11 protein-coding genes and 2 pseudogenes are annotated in these 15,922 nt (G+C 51.8%); 2 read left to right on the top strand and 11 right to left on the bottom strand.

Annotated elements, in window-relative coordinates; all coding sequences use genetic code 11:
- Positions 1-235 precede the first annotated feature (235 nt).
- The gene (locus JAB6_RS28980) at positions 236-2,488 is read right to left on the bottom strand and encodes a UvrD-helicase domain-containing protein (protein WP_139143393.1); all 2,253 of its coding nucleotides are present in this window, start codon (positions 2,486-2,488) and stop codon (positions 236-238) included.
- 3 nt (positions 2,489-2,491) lie between these two features.
- The gene (locus JAB6_RS28975) at positions 2,492-3,487 is read right to left on the bottom strand and encodes a hypothetical protein (protein ID WP_139143392.1); all 996 of its coding nucleotides are present in this window, start codon (positions 3,485-3,487) and stop codon (positions 2,492-2,494) included.
- Positions 3,488-4,284: 797 nt separating this feature from the next.
- Between JAB6_RS28975 and JAB6_RS14565 the strand changes: the two genes are divergently transcribed.
- Complete coding sequence (locus JAB6_RS14565; RefSeq protein WP_070303381.1) at positions 4,285-4,518, top strand: hypothetical protein; 234 nt, start codon at positions 4,285-4,287, stop codon at positions 4,516-4,518.
- A gap of 69 nt (positions 4,519-4,587) precedes the next feature.
- Here JAB6_RS14565 and JAB6_RS28970 read toward each other — a convergent pair whose 3' ends face one another.
- The 4 genes from JAB6_RS28970 to JAB6_RS14555 all read right to left on the bottom strand — a co-directional run bounded on the left by JAB6_RS28970 (position 4,588) and on the right by JAB6_RS14555 (position 7,279).
- On the bottom strand, positions 4,588-5,319 hold the full coding sequence (locus JAB6_RS28970; RefSeq protein WP_139143391.1) for a hypothetical protein: 732 nt from the start codon (positions 5,317-5,319) through the stop codon (positions 4,588-4,590).
- Positions 5,320-5,539: 220 nt separating this feature from the next.
- A complete protein-coding gene (locus JAB6_RS14560) occupies positions 5,540-6,349 on the bottom strand; it encodes a hypothetical protein (protein WP_139143390.1) in 810 nt (269 codons plus the stop codon).
- Between the two features lie 111 nt (positions 6,350-6,460).
- Positions 6,461-6,661: a hypothetical protein gene (locus JAB6_RS28965; RefSeq protein WP_139143389.1), complete on the bottom strand. Its 201-nt coding sequence runs from the start codon at positions 6,659-6,661 to the stop codon at positions 6,461-6,463.
- Between the two features lie 51 nt (positions 6,662-6,712).
- Positions 6,713-7,279, bottom strand: a complete 567-nt coding sequence (locus tag JAB6_RS14555; protein WP_070303379.1) for a hypothetical protein — start codon at positions 7,277-7,279, stop codon at positions 6,713-6,715.
- Between the two features lie 163 nt (positions 7,280-7,442).
- Here JAB6_RS14555 and JAB6_RS28475 point away from each other — a divergent pair, with 163 nt between their 5' ends.
- Positions 7,443-7,703, top strand: coding sequence for a helix-turn-helix transcriptional regulator (locus JAB6_RS28475; protein ID WP_083292728.1), 261 nt, complete (start codon positions 7,443-7,445; stop codon positions 7,701-7,703).
- Here JAB6_RS28475 and istB read toward each other — a convergent pair.
- The 5 genes and pseudogenes from istB to JAB6_RS14530 form a co-directional block, all read right to left on the bottom strand.
- Positions 7,603-8,440: pseudogene (gene istB, locus JAB6_RS14550) on the bottom strand (IS21-like element helper ATPase IstB). The gene JAB6_RS28475 and the pseudogene istB sit on opposite strands and share 101 nt — an antisense overlap.
- A gap of 22 nt (positions 8,441-8,462) precedes the next feature.
- Positions 8,463-9,494, bottom strand: coding sequence for a hypothetical protein (locus JAB6_RS14545; RefSeq protein WP_083292727.1), 1,032 nt, complete (start codon positions 9,492-9,494; stop codon positions 8,463-8,465).
- A 316-nt stretch (positions 9,495-9,810) separates the two neighbouring features.
- Positions 9,811-10,554 carry a hypothetical protein gene (locus tag JAB6_RS14540; protein WP_070303377.1) on the bottom strand — a complete coding sequence of 248 codons (744 nt, stop codon included), beginning with the start codon at positions 10,552-10,554 and terminating at the stop codon, positions 9,811-9,813.
- A gap of 1,649 nt (positions 10,555-12,203) precedes the next feature.
- Positions 12,204-12,463: pseudogene (locus JAB6_RS28470) on the bottom strand (transposase); the annotation flags it as partial.
- Positions 12,464-13,754: 1,291 nt separating this feature from the next.
- On the bottom strand, positions 13,755-15,497 hold the full coding sequence (locus tag JAB6_RS14530; protein WP_070303375.1) for a hypothetical protein: 1,743 nt from the start codon (positions 15,495-15,497) through the stop codon (positions 13,755-13,757).
- Between the last annotated feature and the right edge of the window lie 425 nt (positions 15,498-15,922).

Genomic DNA, 15,922 nt, shown 5'->3' with positions numbered 1-15,922 from the left:
GTCATCAAGAAGAAAAAATAAACCTGGTCGTTCTCCTATTTGACCTGTCGTATTCCTGGATTGGACTGCACCGAGAAACGGCGCAGGCCGCTATTTTTAAACCAAAAGCCACTTAGAGTCTAGTACGTACAACGCATAAGCAAAAGGGTACCGCTGCGTTCCTCACCCTTATAGCTCTGATGCGCGTCAATTATATTGGCTAGTTGCCAAAATAATTGACGCGTATGCGTCTCTCTTAATGAAGATCGTCGAACTTCTTTTGCTCAATCGCACCTTGTTGAAGGGCTAACTGAAGTAATTGAGTTGGCCCTCCGTGTTCTTTCGTCGCATAGATTTCAAGCCCCTGCTCCGCACGACTTGCGCCGAGATAGAGGACCGATACAAATTTTCTCTGAGCACTAGCACGAAAACTTAAATCAGGCACCTCGTCTTCGTTTGCCTCAATCAAGAGCACCGTATCAAATTGAAGCCCCGCAACGAATTCGGGAGTGCTAAGTATGTAACGCTTCGACGTAGTTTTTAACTTTGGTAAATCTTCCCTGGAGGAAATTAGAACAAAGTCATCCTTATATTTCCCCGCGCTCGAATAAGTTGAAAACAGGTGGTTGCTTGCACACAGAACCGCAACGCGTTTCTTTGGCGGGAGACGTCGTTGCAACTCTTTAGCCCTAGGGAATATTTTATCAAAAAGTTCCCGACTATTCCCGATTTCGGTCAATGTGGGAACTGGGCCATCGGCCAGTTTCGAAATTCCGTTATATGCTGGCCAATCATCATCCAAGTTCTGCCCAGGGAAACACTTGTCGATGCACGCTAACGCTGCAGCAATCTGAGGTGTATATCTGAATACATCAACTAGCTCATACTTTTCCGTTCGACCAAGTTTCGCATCCTTCCAATAATCAGAACTCTGATCACTGCTATGCAAACCAGCAAACGTATCCCGAGGTGATTGTTTTGCATCATATGCCATGATAACTACAGGCATAGTATTAATGTCTCGCATCAAGTGTCGAAAAACCGTTCGTTCCTGCCGATTAAAAAGATGCAATTCATCTACGAAGACAACGTCGTAGCCTTTATCCTCACGGAGTGCCTCCCATCGATTGCTATCAAGCCAATTCAGGTAATCAGCAATCATCTGATCGACACCAAGTGTCTTCATCTGCTTGAGTTCACCTCGAAAACGAGAATAAAGCTCGAGTACCACCTCCCGCTCCTCTCTATTCGTCAAAGGCATCATCCACGATTTGCGCTGCTCATCGAGGTAATGCTTCTTTCTATCGCGTGACGAGCGAATTCCATCGGCATCCAAAACGCATGCAAATTCATTCATGAGTTCCCACACGAATAACTTGTAAGCCGTCGAATTCTGAGTAGCTTCAACGTTCTTTATGAACGAAGGAGCGCATGCCGAGCGGAATGCCCGCCAGTCTGATTCGTTGAAATCCTGAATTATTGAATCCAGAAGCTCATATTGCAAATTTCTGCCTTCTGTACCGTCGAGAGAAAGTGGTTGCAACCCCTCGAGATCGTAATGCATATGGCGATTCGCCAAAGCGAAAATGGTTGTAATTTCAAATGAAGTTTGCCCTTCCCCGTGAAGCAGGAAATGACCGGAGGGATCCATCGTATCTACTAAGTCTTCGACCAATGTTGCGGTTGTCATTGCATGGGTCAAGAACAAGGCTCTCAACGGCTTTCCTGCAATCTGTGCACTCTTGAGCTCTTTGAGAGCCTTAATAGCGAGCGCTACAGTCTTGCCAGAACCTGCAGGTCCCACAAGCCGCATAGATTGCGTAAGCTCGCTATCGACAAACTTTCGCTGTTCCTTTGTCAGACGACCGTCATACCATTCTGTATATGAAAGTGGATTAGTTTCACGGTCAAGCAGTGAGCTACTTAACCTGAGTGCTCCATTCAATTCCATTATGTCTGATCGAGGTTGTTCGACTGCATCGGCGACTTGGGCGATCAGGTCTGCTGCAAGAAGCAAGGCATCTGCATCTAAATCATTTTCGGCTAGTCCGAGCCTATTTCTATCAAGGGCGAAAGCGTACACATGTCGTTCATTTATCGCGTTTGTGTCGATTACGATGCGTGCGTCTTCTCCAGACGTGCGGCTATTTGACTGAAATGAAATAAATTTACCGACATGATAAGGTCGCCAATAAACAGGGATTGCGCCGTTTAAAGTAATGGCAGTTCTTGCAACTCGGAGAAGACGCTCAAAGGCATCGACTCGGAGATTGGCGCTTAGACCAAAAATCGGGCCGGTTGAATTCAATAAGACCGTGAGATAACCGGTGTTTTTTAGCAAATTTCTTCCCATGACAAAGATATTGCCATCAAGAATCACGGTTTTGCTAAAACCATCACTGGTTGGAGTGTCTCCTTGCTCGAGAAATGCGGAAAGATCGGTCCTGCCTATAAGTACGTTTTCTATCGCTTGCAGATCAAGCGTTAATGTGAAAAATGGAATATTCATAGGTTAGCAAGAAAACGATTCAAAGAGAGATTTTTTATGTGAGTCGTACTCTGGAGGCAAGCCAATTCGCGAATACAAGAGTCCAAATTGCTGTGAAACCGCATACTTGAAAGTTGGAGCAAGGCGTCCGTATCTTAAATAACAATTTTCTTCTCGCGCATGTTCAGCGGATGTTGTAACTTTTTCAAGCGGCAGAACGACAAGTTGGCGCAGCAAGACAACATGTGGCTCATTTGGCTTTTCGGGGAAACTTGATAGTAAGAAGGCGTCTTCCGGCAATGCAGACAATTCATTGCGTACTTTTTTAAGCACACTTGTCCTAGCATCTTCAGGAGTTTGATTATCTTTAATGGAATAAAAAGAAATTATATCTTCAAAACATTGCTCGTTGCCTTTCGATTTCTCAATTAGCTGCAATGAAATAAGCTTATTTACACATGAATCAAACTTCTTTTGTATCTTGACATCCTGCACATTTAATTCTTCACATATTTGCTTTCCATTTCGCCTATTAATCCAACTTACAATTGCTGACTTCGACAATGTCTTAGAATTGCTGCTTGCAGCGGCAAACAAAGAGTTAAACGAATTGATTAACTCATCGTGATCTATAGTGAGTAAACGCTTTGCGTGTTTTACGGTCCAGAATTGCCGGACGTATGATTCCAATGGTAGCAGGCGCAAAGCAGCGAACGCCCCACCAGTCTTCGACTGCGCAAAATCACAGTCCGCGGTAATTACAAGAACTTTCTCTTGAATCGAGAGGGTGCGCGAATGCCGTAGAACCAACAAGTCTCCTTGGCGAATCGGGGCCTCGCTACTTACGTTTTGCCATTCATGATCATGAACTACTGACGCCGGTGTTTTAGTCATACCTGTAATTGAGAAAGTTGAAGTGTTGTTCTGCCTTCGCGCGATTATTGCGGTAACAGGTATTGGCATCAATTCTACACTTAAATCCCGTGAAGAAATACACTCTTTGTTGCATTGGTAAGGCATGGGCGACCTCTAAATTTGGGTTCGGAACGCCCGACTTACTCTAATAGCTCCGCCATCCGCCCTGAGATCGCGAGCATGCAACTCTCTATGATTTTGCAGTTGTTGCGGTTGACGAGATGAGTAACAGCGCTATATGAGATCAAGCAGCGTCCAAGGCAATAGAGAGGTGGCTTGAATGCAAATACTCACAATACAAAGCGTACCAGCCGTGACATCTACGCCGACAAAGGCTACATCGACGGCGAGCGCAAAGCGCGGCCTAAGAGCAAAGGCTGGCGCATGCACATCCAGCGCAAAGGCAGCACTGCCCGAGGCGCAGGAGCGACGCAACGGCCGCGTCGCTTCGCCGCGTGTGCGCGTCGAGTATGTTTTTGCCGGCCTGGCGAAACTGGGCGGAAAAACGCTGCGTTCAATTGGCTTGGCGCGTGCCACGCTCCATCTAAACTGGAAAGCGGCAACCCACAACTTGTGCCGCTTTGTCTATCTGAAGGAGGCCAGGGGCCTAGCGTTCTGACGCCCTAGGTCCGCCTGGACTGTCGAGAGCGGCAGATCCGGACCGCAAAACATTATCAAATAAACATGATTTAGTGGCGCTGCCGCTATTTGGAGAGCTACATGCTCAGTGCACGACCGATATCAGTGGTAATTCGAGATTCCCCCTGAGGTGTCCAGTTTGCATGGAAGACGCAACCAGATTGTAAATTTGCATTAAATTAGTGGTTTTTTTTACGATAAGATAGAATATTTCTTTTACGTTATTTTCTTCTATACTGATTGTCACCACTCGGAGGAAAAACATGAAGACTGATATAAACCATTTGGAAAACATCCAGTATTCTCGGACCGCAACTTATTTTGACAGCGATGCAGCTTTTGCTGAAGCACACGTGATGTGGGATTCTATCTCTGATGCTCAGCACCAGCACGAGCACGAAATGATGATGCAAGCTATAAAGGAAATGGAAGAAGAAGACTTGAAGGGTAAAAAAATTAAGGAAATAGCTCCATCTCAGGATAAGAATCAAAATTGATTAACTAAAAAAAGGCCTGCATATCGCTTTGATTATGCAGGCCTTTTTACTTAAGATATTTCTATAATTTTATTCCATGTCGCGCACGGAGGTATCGCCGAATTCAGTACAGCATTTCTCAGAAAAGCTGACTCCTTGCTGGTATGCCCAATCTAAGTTTTCATGGAAATCGTAGGTCGCAGCTAGTTCACTTCGTCGAGCACCAGCTTGCATTGCTGCCGCCACCTCGATTGCTTCCGGATAAGAAAAAAGCATGTTACCTTCCAGCCGTACGTTACCTATCTCGTCCTCATAGCGAGGGTGATTAAAAAACAAATCCCCCCACCAAAGGGGGCGGACGTCATTAACCTCAATTTCATATTCATCCGAAACGATACGAAACACCCCGATGTATGCCGTGGGGGTCCGCCAAGTAACTTCGGTTTTATACTGCTCTTGGCGAAACGGAATTCTAACAGGCAAGCTAGATTCACACGGAATCCAACCAAGAAAGCGTAAGCCAGGACATGGGTGGGCACTCTCAAATGTAGGAAACGGCAGTGTTAAAAATCCGTCCTCTTCGCCCTTTGCCGCACCGTAAATTAAAAGGGGAAAACCGAGCAAGGTTTTTGGATAGAAAGCTAGAACGTCGCATAGGAGATCACGCACATTTTCTCGAATACTAGGAGTACAAGCGGCCAATAACTTATTTGGTTCGCCTTGCTCGCAAGTCTCCAACCATTCACGCAACAATCCGATAGCGACGTGGTAGTTCTTTTCACGGACCGCGTGTTCAACCTCTGTGGCAACCTTACCTATCATAGTAATTCCTTTCAAAATTATCGTTTACTATCTGTAAATTTTCACTAGATAGCCGTATGCCTCCTCTTTTTTCGAGGTGCATATGCAACAAAAGCGCGATTTCTCGCATATTTGAAAGTTTAACTACTCAGGAAATTCACCTGATTTTATTTTAAATCAGAATAAATTTGATATTCCGATTTTACTCCACGGAAATTAAATATTCGTGAGCGAGAAGATGTCAGATTTCCCCATCCCAACCACACCCAATATTATCAAAAACACCACTTCCACTAGAATTAAAGTCATTCGTGTTCTGCCAGAGGTCATCAACATTGTTGCTGCCGAAGGTGTTTCCGTGGACGTCAAAAACGTCGTCAAGCATCGGCAGCCCGGAAGCTGGGTTAAATTGCAATTCGGGAATTGCCAGATCGTTCGTCATTGCATTAGCAGGATCATCTATGATAGCGACAGTAGAGAATGCAGTAGCAACCGCAGCGGCTCCGGCAGCAAATTCCTGGCTTTTAGGGAAGCACTTAGCTGCCTTAAGCGCTGCTTCAGCCTTGATCGCATCTTCACGCGTCAAACGCTTGGCGATGATCAGCCACATCTTCAGGTCACCGCACATTTTATACACCAGCGGCAGCGTCACATCTTCCGGCCGCAGATCGAATTCCTTGCACATAAATTTTGTGAAAGAATACCTTCCAGCGTCGCGGAAAAACCATTCCCTTCCCTTGCGAGCAATGGCCTCTTCCAGCGCATTGTGAATCATATTCATCAGAGGCAGCGCCACCACGAATACAACGCAAGCACCGATAAAACCGAAAAACATGTAGGCGATAGCCACCAGCACCAGCGGCACGAAAACAGCAGCTTGGCGCAACTCTTCGTACGGCAGTCGATTGTTAGGAGCCTCAGGCACGGGAACCGCGTTCCAGTATGCAACGTTCTGTTTGGCGAGGATCAAATCGGCCGCCAGTTGCAGATAACGAATTGGCACGAATTCGGTGCGAGGGTCGCTGTATCCTGGGAGAAGATTTTTATTCATGATGGGGGGGTAAAATTTTTAGCACCGTTTTTAAGGGCATGCGATTAACGCCGAGCTTGTAGCAGCGCAATTACTTCATGAAATTTCCGTAATGATTTCAAGAAATAATATTTATCCGAAAATTTTGAAAACCACCGGACCGATAATTAATAAAATAATAATACCAGTCCACGAAGCGAAGAACAGCAAGCTCCGCATAAAACCATTAATCAATTCAATAATTGCCCCAAAAGGCCACCAAAAGACGTTATATATCGAACGATTTATAATCTTTTTCGGGAACGGGTGGCGTGGCAAATCATGGATTTTCACGTGTAGTCCTTTTAGTTGAAGCTAAAAATTTCTAATCAGGTTCTTTACCAATCAATACCCTTCCAAACTTGGCAAACCCGGCAGCGCCTTGTGCAACTCTGGTAGAGATTCGACGATAAAACGCTGGGCGTTTTTATCAGTTTTTGCGAGCAAGGACATGCGATCAATCACTTGCGGCATCCACGGCGGCATTTTGTCGGGCGGCGTTTGCAGCATGTCCCCAGCCTGGAAAAAAGTGTGCAAGTCGACCTGACGCTTGCCGAAAAAAGGCTTACGCGTAGACGGGGTGCCGGCGCGGAGGATTGATTCAGCAGCTTTTCCGTCACACAATTTGCGGTTCGCGACCACCACGTAACCAGCGATCTTGTCAGGTTCAGGAAGCAGAATCACGATTTCTTCACCACGCCGAACCTCTTCGGACCAAGTGCGGGTGTACGGTACGAGAACACCGCTGTAAGAGCATTTTCCCTTGCCATCGTCACGCCACCATTCCCTGTGAAGTTTCAACTCAACAAACGCATCCTTTCCCATCGGAACAGGCGTTTCGTCGGTTGGATACAGTGTGATACTTGATATTAAGATGGCGGCTAAATAGATTGCATTGAGAACGTCTAGCATTCTTGCTCCTGTCATAGTTGCAAATATAACATCTTCCAGCTTTAAGAAATTTAGATTTCCACGAGGAAATATACCTCAAAATCAGAAAAAAGTCACTTATAGTAAACAGATTGTTCCTTATAGTTGGTGGACTGATATCGCTGCGTGACTGAAGCTATCAGTCATGAAAAAGCCAAATCAACCGCTCTCTGCGAGGGAAGTATTTGCTAGAAATCTACGCCGCGCCCGACGTCTGAAAGAGATGGCACAGGAAGAGTTGGCGTTACGCGCAAATCTAAGTCGTTCTTACGTAAGCGAAGTTGAGCGCGGGAATAGAAACGTATCTATCGATAACATGAGCGTCTTATCGCAAGCGGTCGGCGTCCCACTTCGAGACCTTGTTGACCCTGAGCTTTTTGATCTTCTCGACAACTTATCTGAGTAATTGCAGAAGCTCTGCTAAGATTTACGGAAATTGAAACTAATTCTGTCTAAAGCTGGAAGCGATACGCCCCGTTACCGGTCTCCACGATGTGGCAATGATGGGGCAGCCGGTCCAGCAGCGCCGTGGTTATCTTGGCATCGCCGAACACGTTCGACCATTCGGCGAAGCTCAAGTTGGTGGTGGTGATGATGACGCTGGTGTGCTCGTACAATTTCGACAGCAAGTGAAACAGCAAGGCACCGCCGGCCTGGCTGAACGGCAAATACCCGAGTTCATCCAGCACCACCAGGTCCATGCGGAGTAACGACAGCGCCAGTCGGCCCGCCTTGCCGTCGCGCTTCTCACGCTCGATCACATTGACCAGGTCGACGGTGGTGTAAAAGCGCACCCGTTTGCCCTTGGTCGCGATGCGCAACATGGCCATCGCTGTGGCCAGATGGTCTTGCCGGTGCCTGGGCCTTCGATTAGCACGACGTTTTGCGCCGGGTCGGTAAACGTCAGCGTGGCAAGCTGGCGCACCAGCGGCTGACCGACCTTGCTTGATACGAAGTTAAAGCCGGCCAGATCGCGATGCAAGGGAAACTTGGCGGCAAACATCTGGTGACTGACCGAACACATGGCTCGGTCGGTATGCTCGGCCTGCAGCAAGTGTTCTATCAGCCACTTCCACGCTGCCACCGCGCTTTCGTCTTGTTCCTCCAATTCATCCAAGGCGTTCACCATGCCCTGCACCGCAGTTACTTCAATTCGGTGCCGATATCACGCATGATCGACCTCCAGCAGATCGCCGCCGGTGGCGCGCAAGATGTCGTAGCGGCCGGTGTTAGCGACCGGCGCGTCCTTCAATTGCAAACTGGTCTCGACCGTCGCCGGCACCGGGCCGGCATTGAGCCGCGCCAGCACATTTTCGACGTGCTCGGCGCTGAGTACCCCCGACTCCACCACCAGTTCCGCCGCCACCAGTACCGCCGCCACCAGTACCGCCGCCAGCCCCGCCCTGGGCACGGCGGCCAGCACTTGCGCCATCACCTTGTCGCCGCCGGCGTGGCGCAGCAGGCCCTGTTTGGGCCGCAGCAATGGCGCCGGCAAGTCGGCGAACGGCGCGCCGTTGCGCAGCGCCCCCGGCTTGCGCTGCACCAGCGGGATGTAGTGCTGCCAGTCGTAAAGCACCTGGCCGCGCTCGGCCACGCGATCATGGCTGACCACGATGGCGTCGCCGGCGACGACGCACACTTTCTCCGGATACAGCCGCGGGCTGATCATCTGCCCGGCGAACTCGCACGGCACCGAGTAGGCCACCAGCCAGAGCGCGCGGCTAGGGCACAGCTTCATGTGCGACACCTGCATGCGACGGTAGATGCCGCCGACCACCAGGCCTTCTTCGCTCCAGTCGAACTGGAAGGCCTCGCCCTGCTTGAAGCTGAGTGGCACGAAGGCGCGCGGCGCGTTGCCTTCGCGGCCGCGCCATTCATTGGTGAAATCGGTGACGCGGCTATAGCTGCTAGTGTGCCCCTCGGCTTTGATCTGAAGGAACACGGCCTTGCGGGTTCGGCGGTTCTGCTTTACGCGCAGCGCATCGGCCTTGAGGGCCAATTCCAGTCTGGTATGAAACGGCGCGAGCTTGGTCGATATCGCGCCACGTCGGTAGCTCGGTGGGAAAACCACCGCCTCTTCCGGCTGCCCGAGCCACTTGCGCAACGTGTTGCGGGACAGTCCCGTGCGTTTTGAAATTTCGTGCAGCGACAGCTTGTCGCGTAGATGCATACGTCGAACTTTGCCTAAAATTTCCATGGTGATCACCTTGTATATCTCCCGCCTAATAAGTAGGCAGGAGCAGTAGAACACCTGGCTCAATTTTGGGTCGGCACAACAGCTATAGGTGGGGCAGTTTTCGGTCGGTGCCAACAGACCAGCAGTTCTCCTGTCGACTAGGCCAGATGTAGGTGCTTCAGCAAACTGGCCACCCCACTACTTTGAAGCTGCCACCGCGCCATGCCTACGTTTTCTATGATTTCCTCCTTCATGATTTTGAGAACACAAGCACAGGACTGGCTGGGCTGCCAGTGATCGCAATCATGGCTTACTCGCTGGCCACCTATCCGGAGCTTCAGCAGGTACTCCCGGTCAAAGCCGCCATTGCCTGAACCAGACCGAGATCACCAGTCGCGATGGAATTTCGGATGATGTCAGCTGCGTGGCGGATACCAAGTTTTTGGCGAATGATTTCAACATCTTCTCGAACGCACAAATCGCGTACCTCGCTGTAATGCTTACGGTCAGCTTCACGTACAGCAAGTAGCGCAGAAAGGAGACCCTCAAAATGGCCCTCGGCAGAAGCCTCTTGCATTGCTGCACGTGATTGCTCTGCGGGCGTTGGAATGACTTCCGCCGTAGTCGGTGTCAAGGTTGCTGTCGCTGCCGATGGTCGCGGCGCCAGGGTTGCATGCAGCTTCAGAAACTGGTGGTATTTGATAAAGAAGGCGTCACGGATGAGAGAGCGTTCAATGGCTGCGACGTCCTTGTTAACTGCGACAATCTTCTTGTCGCCATTTTTCAGTTCGCCCACTTGCTCTTCAGCTTGGTCAATAATCCAGAGGACCTCGATTGCAGGGCTGTAGGCTACCAAGCCGGCGGCTTCGAACTTCTCGATGTATTCCATTACAGTGCTTGCCGGGATGGCCAGATCGACGGCTGCGTAGCCAGCATTGAATTTGTAAAGACCGATGTAATTCCCCTGCTCGCCGCTACGCAAGTACAGGTAAATCTGGTGACCTTGAGGGCCGCAAGCGCTAGCCGCACGCCCGATCTTGCTGTTCCAGTAATTGGCGTGCACTTTGGTATAACGTGGCATACAGTTCCTTTTTCAGTTAATCAGAGAGGGTGGCTATCTCGATCTGCCAGATGGCCAGTGAAGCAATTCCATGTTCGGTATAGGACGGTTTGACTCTACGAGATTGCTTGCATAAATTTGGCTTGAATTAAGCGGTATTTTGGGGATGGTTGGAAACACGATAGTGCTCCAATAGGGGGGCGGCATGTGCCACAGCCGTTTTTTTGCAACGAGTAAGCCCCTGGAGTCGTCATAGTTGGCAAGGGGCTTCGAAGCGGCTTCGATGTATGTAAAGATATGAGTATCTTTTGAAGATTGAGCTATTCAATAACCCTGAAGCAAAGAGATTTCCTTGCAATACTTGAAGATGGAGCTACTCCTTGCGCGCGCGAGGGAGTCTTCCGGATCATCAAGAGCAGGTAGGTGGGTTGGCAGTGATATGCCGTGTGGATAGAGACCAACCAGGGCGCCGACGGTATCGGCGCAATATGCCGTGCGTGCGCACTTAGAGGAATTCGGAAACTCTGGTTTCACTCCGCTCCGCAGCTGGTAGGCGGGAGAACTGTTCACGGCTGGGGCAGGTGAGATTACGGAACCAATGCGCTCAAGCCGTCTGTGCGCACGCTGCGGGGCATCTGAGCATCATCGGATGCTGAACTGGCCTGGATTCCGTCGATAAATATCACCTTGGTAATAGATATTATCAGGTTGGTAGCTCGCGCCAAAACGACGTTGGCCACGGCGTCCTAGTCGGTGGTGCTGAAGCCGCGTCGGCGCATCTGGACCGGAGCGCCGGTGGCAGGCGCGACGGCGAAGTCGAGGATCGTCGGGCGTGCTGGTGCGGGGCCTCAGGTGAGCAGCTGCGCCGAAGCTAGCAAGTGATAATTTGGCGCGCGCCAAAACGACGTGGACGAAGTATCCAGGCCAGTGGTGCTGAAGCTCCCATCGATGCATGTGGTCCCGGGGTGCCGGTAGCTCGCGGTTGCTGCGTTGAGGATCATCTGATGTGCCGGCTTTGAACATTCGGTGATTAGTAGCGCTGGAGTATGCGCGGGATATTTTGGCGTACCCCAAAACGACGTTGGCTGTAGCATCTAAGTCGGTGGCGCTGAAGCCCGCGTCACCGCATCTGGTCCGGGGGTACCGGTGGCAAGTGTGATGTTGTCGTTGAGGATCACCGAGGGTATCGGCTCGTAACATTAGGTGAGCAGTTGCGCCGAAGCCAGCGCGGGATATTGGGATGTGTGTGGACAAAACAGGCCGACCGAGGCATCCCGTCAGTGGTCCTGACGCCAGCGTTGGCGCATCTGGTCGGGAGCACCCGGCGGCACCAGCGCGTTGTCGTCGAGGATCATCTGGTGTGTTGGGGCTGAGCCTTCGGTGAGCGGCAGCGCCGAAGTATGCGCGGCATATTTTGGCGCGCGCCAAAATGGACGTCGGTTGCTGCATCGCGGTCGGTGACGATGAAGCCAGTGTCGGTGAATCTTGGCCGGAGCACCGACGATAACTGCGGTAGTGGCATTGAAGCTCGCCGAGCGTTTTAGCACGGAACTTCAGATGAGAGCTGCGCCGAAGTTAGTGTAGGATATTTTGGCGCGCGCTAAAATGACGTTGACTGCCGCATCCGATGCGGTGGCGGTGAAGCCCGTGTCGGTGAGATGGCTTCACCACTTTTTTGCCAGGGCCTCCGCAACGATCTCGGCTTTCAGGCGCTCCTCGGCGTACATTTTTCAAGCGACGATTTTCGTCTTCGAGTTTCTTCATGCGGACCATGAGCGAAGCATCCATGCCGCCGAACTTGGAGCGCCACTTGTAGAAGGTGGCGTTGCTGATGCCATGCTCGCGGCACAACTCTGGCACAGGTGAGCCACCCTCGGCTTGCTTGAGGATGGCGATGATTTTGGCTATCAAAAAAACGGGACGTCTTCATGCAGAATTTTCAAAAAGTCTGAGTTTGAAAAATTCTACTTTTAAACGCGATCATTTGCTGGGGGGGAAACACTGTACTGGTGCTTCGCGCTCTTTTAACTGAGCTCGGCTCCTGGACTCAGCTTCATCGGAGCCTCCGACTAAGGTCGGAGGCCCCTTGGGGTGCGGCATGACTCTACTCTAACGTCGGAGACGCGGTATCCCCTAGAGCTAGTCGGTACGGATTTCGCGAGGGTGGCCCCCCTGCGTCGTTCGATCTCGCACCTGGTGCGCCGCTCAAGTCGGTGCTTGCTTATTGCGATGCGTGATCTAGCTCATCTGGCATTTCCCGGCTGTGAGGCGTCGTAACCCAAGCTTCGAGGTAGGGGCGAGGCGTCACTTGTTGGGCGCACGGATCTGCCGATGCTACAGCTTGGCGTCGAGCTTCAAACGCAATACTTCTTTTATCTTACGCATATTGTTCCTCGGTACGGGCGCGCTGTCTCCAGACAAAAGCCGGAAGCGTATTAGCGCGGAGCATATGATCGGCGGAGGCCATCGTGCGACACCAGGCGGTCAGAGGCGGAGAGCGCTCGAAATGCCTTGCTAGAAGATCAAACCAAAGCGGAAAACGATGGGGCCGGACAGCGAATGCTGGGCGCAAAATGAATCCTCTAACGGAGCAAATGGGGCAATCGAATTCCAGCTCAAGGCACCTTTAGGAATGGCCGAGACCCTAAGGCTTTAGGCTGCGCAGCGCACTCGTAGAGCGCCATTTTGACGACCTTCGGAGACGCTAACTGACGAAATGCTCCGCCATATGACTGGATGGGTATTCCGGTCCATTGTGCCCACCGATTCCGGGATGGCAAGTCTCGATACCGGAACGGTGTCGTAGGCCACCGAGATGATGTTACGCATATAGCAACCGAGCGGGTAGGGTTCTAAGCAGGCGTTGCATGGGCCATCACTGGCTTGGCATGTCGTTGGAAAATGACTGGGAAGTGCTACGACACGGTCTAGCCTTGGTCCAGCGTTGCGCCGGCATCGGGAAGGGGCGGGGCGGGAGCATTTTGATGATGCGAGCGATGCAGATGTGTGTCTTCAGGTCGCTCACGCGAAGCCGACCTTTGGCATTTAGCAGGCCCGGATAACACATGCACGCTTGCCGATTTGGTTGCTCAGCTTTGCCCTTAAACATCGTCGTGTAGGCGAAGCGCGCGGGGTGGATGTGTGGCGCCCTTGGGCGCCCTGGTAGGAAGGATCGGTCGGGGTGTCGAAGTGCGCAACGCACTGCTGGCTGGGTATTCTCATCACGTCGAAATATCGCTGGGAGGTGGCGAGGCATTGAACGACGCCCATTCCTCGGCCAGCTCGATGATGACTGCGCAGGTGGTCTCAAAGCTCAAGGAATCATAGCTGAAGCTTTTATGCTCCCCGATGCAATATTGGAGGTAGTCCAGCATCGCCTGGCCTCGTTCGGTTTCGGCAAACGCAGCCGATTTGCGTGCAGCTGCAATCAGCTTCAGGTTCACGTCGGCGTCAAGCGCGTTGTCGAAGATTTCGCTGGCCTTGGACTGTCCCGCCGCCAGCGTGGTCAGTCCGCGCGCGAAGCCGAGGCGGTGTGCGAACGCCGGCCAACTGCCGGCTTGTTGCGACTGCTGCTTCGCCCATTGAATTGCCCTGTCAATGTCATGCAGGCGCAGCGTTACCCCATCAACTTCGAAGCGCAGCGGTGGTTCCGCGCAGGCATCCCCGGCATGGGCCGCAACGCGGCGCCAGGCGTCCAGCAGCCGCCCCATGGCCGACAGATAGCCGAGATTTTCAGTCGGAATTATTGATTTGATGTTCCCGATATAGTAGGCGGTGGCCGCCCCGAGTGCGATGCCGAGACGGTAATGCCGGTATAGGCCGGGGATATCCATGTCGACCGACAGCCCCATCATTTCGTCAAGGTGGGGCACCCACATGAAGGGATGGTCGAGCGGACAAGCTGAAAAATTGATGTCGGTGTAGGCCGGCGTTTCTTTCATTACGTTCTTTTTGAAAGCGGCCAGTGAATCGCGTAGCGGCCCCCACATGCTTGCATTGAGCAACCTGGCATTTTCACCCATCATCATACGATCCTGGTTGAGCCATCCCTGTTGTCCGCTCAACTCGGTGCCATCCGGCAGGCCGTGTTCGTCCACCTGATCGAGCAACTCGCGTCCCGCATCCAAGTCTATCCAGTCTGCATCGCGATGGCCGAGCAAGGGGTTTGCGGTGTCCGGCAACGCAAGTCGCGCCGAATTTAGTATGCAGGTGGTGAGTATCCATGCGTGCCCGTTGCGCCATGCGATGACCAAGCCGGAGGTGCTGGTCCTTTCTCCACGTGCAGCCAGGTATTGCGCTTCCTCCACGATGCGCACTTCAGCTGTTTGCATGTCCCGATACAGATAATCGCTGCGCTGGAAAAAAAAACTCCGCGTGTCGCACCTAAAAGCTTCTTGATCGATATATTCAATCGTCGTCAGCCGGGGAACGAATGGTTCTGTCCTTAGGCGCAGGCGGAAACCGTCTTCATCATAAAACTGCAGCGGAAGCAGCGGAAAATGACGGCTGCGCAGTTGCGCCGCTACCGCGTTGTCGAGCAGTGGATTCCATTCCGCAGCAACGATGACGATGAACACTTGCGTGTCATTGGTCTGCTTCTGAATCTCCTGAGCGTAGCCCAGCACCTCCGTCAGCGTCTGCCTTGCTGCTGTCGCGCTGGCTTTCAGTTCAACGACAATGTAGGCGCCGGAACTCTCGTTGAAAAGTAACACGTCGGGCTTAAAGCGGTGGGCTCTTTTCTCCGCGATATTGTCATCAGCGGAATGCTGGCGGGTCTCGTAAAGGCTGTTGAAAACGCGCCTGGCGTCACGGACAGGCGCACGTTCCACCATGAGCGGTGCCGATGACGGCGCCAGCAGCCCGTCCCAGTCGATATTGTCAATCGCCGAGGCGATACAGTCCAACGCTTCGAACCACTGCTGCATCGTCGCTTCGTAGAGCTTCTCGCGCGTGACCGTGGGCATGTCGATATATCCTCAGATTGATAAGTTTGCCAATTTTGACATAGCTGCGGCCTTCATTCCAGCCCGCCGTTCACGCTGGTCGCAGCGGCCAATTGGGCGCTGTAGCCGGGCGATGTTCGCCGGGGAACGTGTGCTCATGTGCTTTGGGTGCATAGCACGAAGATACGATGGATGGAGTGGGATAGGTTGGGTACTACTTAAGTAACTTTGATGAAAATGCTGGCCGCGCTTCGCGACTTTCGCCGCGCCGCGAATTGAATCGTCATGACCATTGTAGACACTCTTGAGCCATAATTTAGGCAAAGGAGAAATCATGAGTGGGATGCGTTTTGATGGTGTTGGCTATGCCTGAGTTTGTGCTGCAAGGTCGCTCCGGTGACGCCTTGCTGGGCCATTTGTCAGGCCCCAGAGTACATATGGCGGCT

Source organism: Janthinobacterium sp. HH104 (genome assembly GCF_001758715.1).
GTDB lineage: Bacteria > Pseudomonadota > Gammaproteobacteria > Burkholderiales > Burkholderiaceae_D > Janthinobacterium > Janthinobacterium aestuarii.
This window is presented reverse-complemented; position numbering and strand designations above follow the sequence as displayed.

Coding starts and splice junctions, on each gene's coding strand:
- JAB6_RS28975 (WP_139143392.1), bottom strand. CDS start 3,487: ATGCCTTACCAATGCAACAAAGAGTGTATTTCTTCACGGGATTTAAGT.
- JAB6_RS14555 (WP_070303379.1), bottom strand. CDS start 7,279: ATGCTAGACGTTCTCAATGCAATCTATTTAGCCGCCATCTTAATATCA.
- JAB6_RS14530 (WP_070303375.1), bottom strand. CDS start 15,497: ATGCCCACGGTCACGCGCGAGAAGCTCTACGAAGCGACGATGCAGCAG.
- JAB6_RS14545 (WP_083292727.1), bottom strand. CDS start 9,494: ATGGAAATTTTAGGCAAAGTTCGACGTATGCATCTACGCGACAAGCTG.
- JAB6_RS14540 (WP_070303377.1), bottom strand. CDS start 10,554: ATGCCACGTTATACCAAAGTGCACGCCAATTACTGGAACAGCAAGATC.
- JAB6_RS28980 (WP_139143393.1), bottom strand. CDS start 2,488: ATGAATATTCCATTTTTCACATTAACGCTTGATCTGCAAGCGATAGAA.
- JAB6_RS14560 (WP_139143390.1), bottom strand. CDS start 6,349: ATGAATAAAAATCTTCTCCCAGGATACAGCGACCCTCGCACCGAATTC.
- JAB6_RS14565 (WP_070303381.1), top strand. CDS start 4,285: ATGAAGACTGATATAAACCATTTGGAAAACATCCAGTATTCTCGGACC.
- JAB6_RS28970 (WP_139143391.1), bottom strand. CDS start 5,319: ATGATAGGTAAGGTTGCCACAGAGGTTGAACACGCGGTCCGTGAAAAG.
- JAB6_RS28475 (WP_083292728.1), top strand. CDS start 7,443: ATGAAAAAGCCAAATCAACCGCTCTCTGCGAGGGAAGTATTTGCTAGA.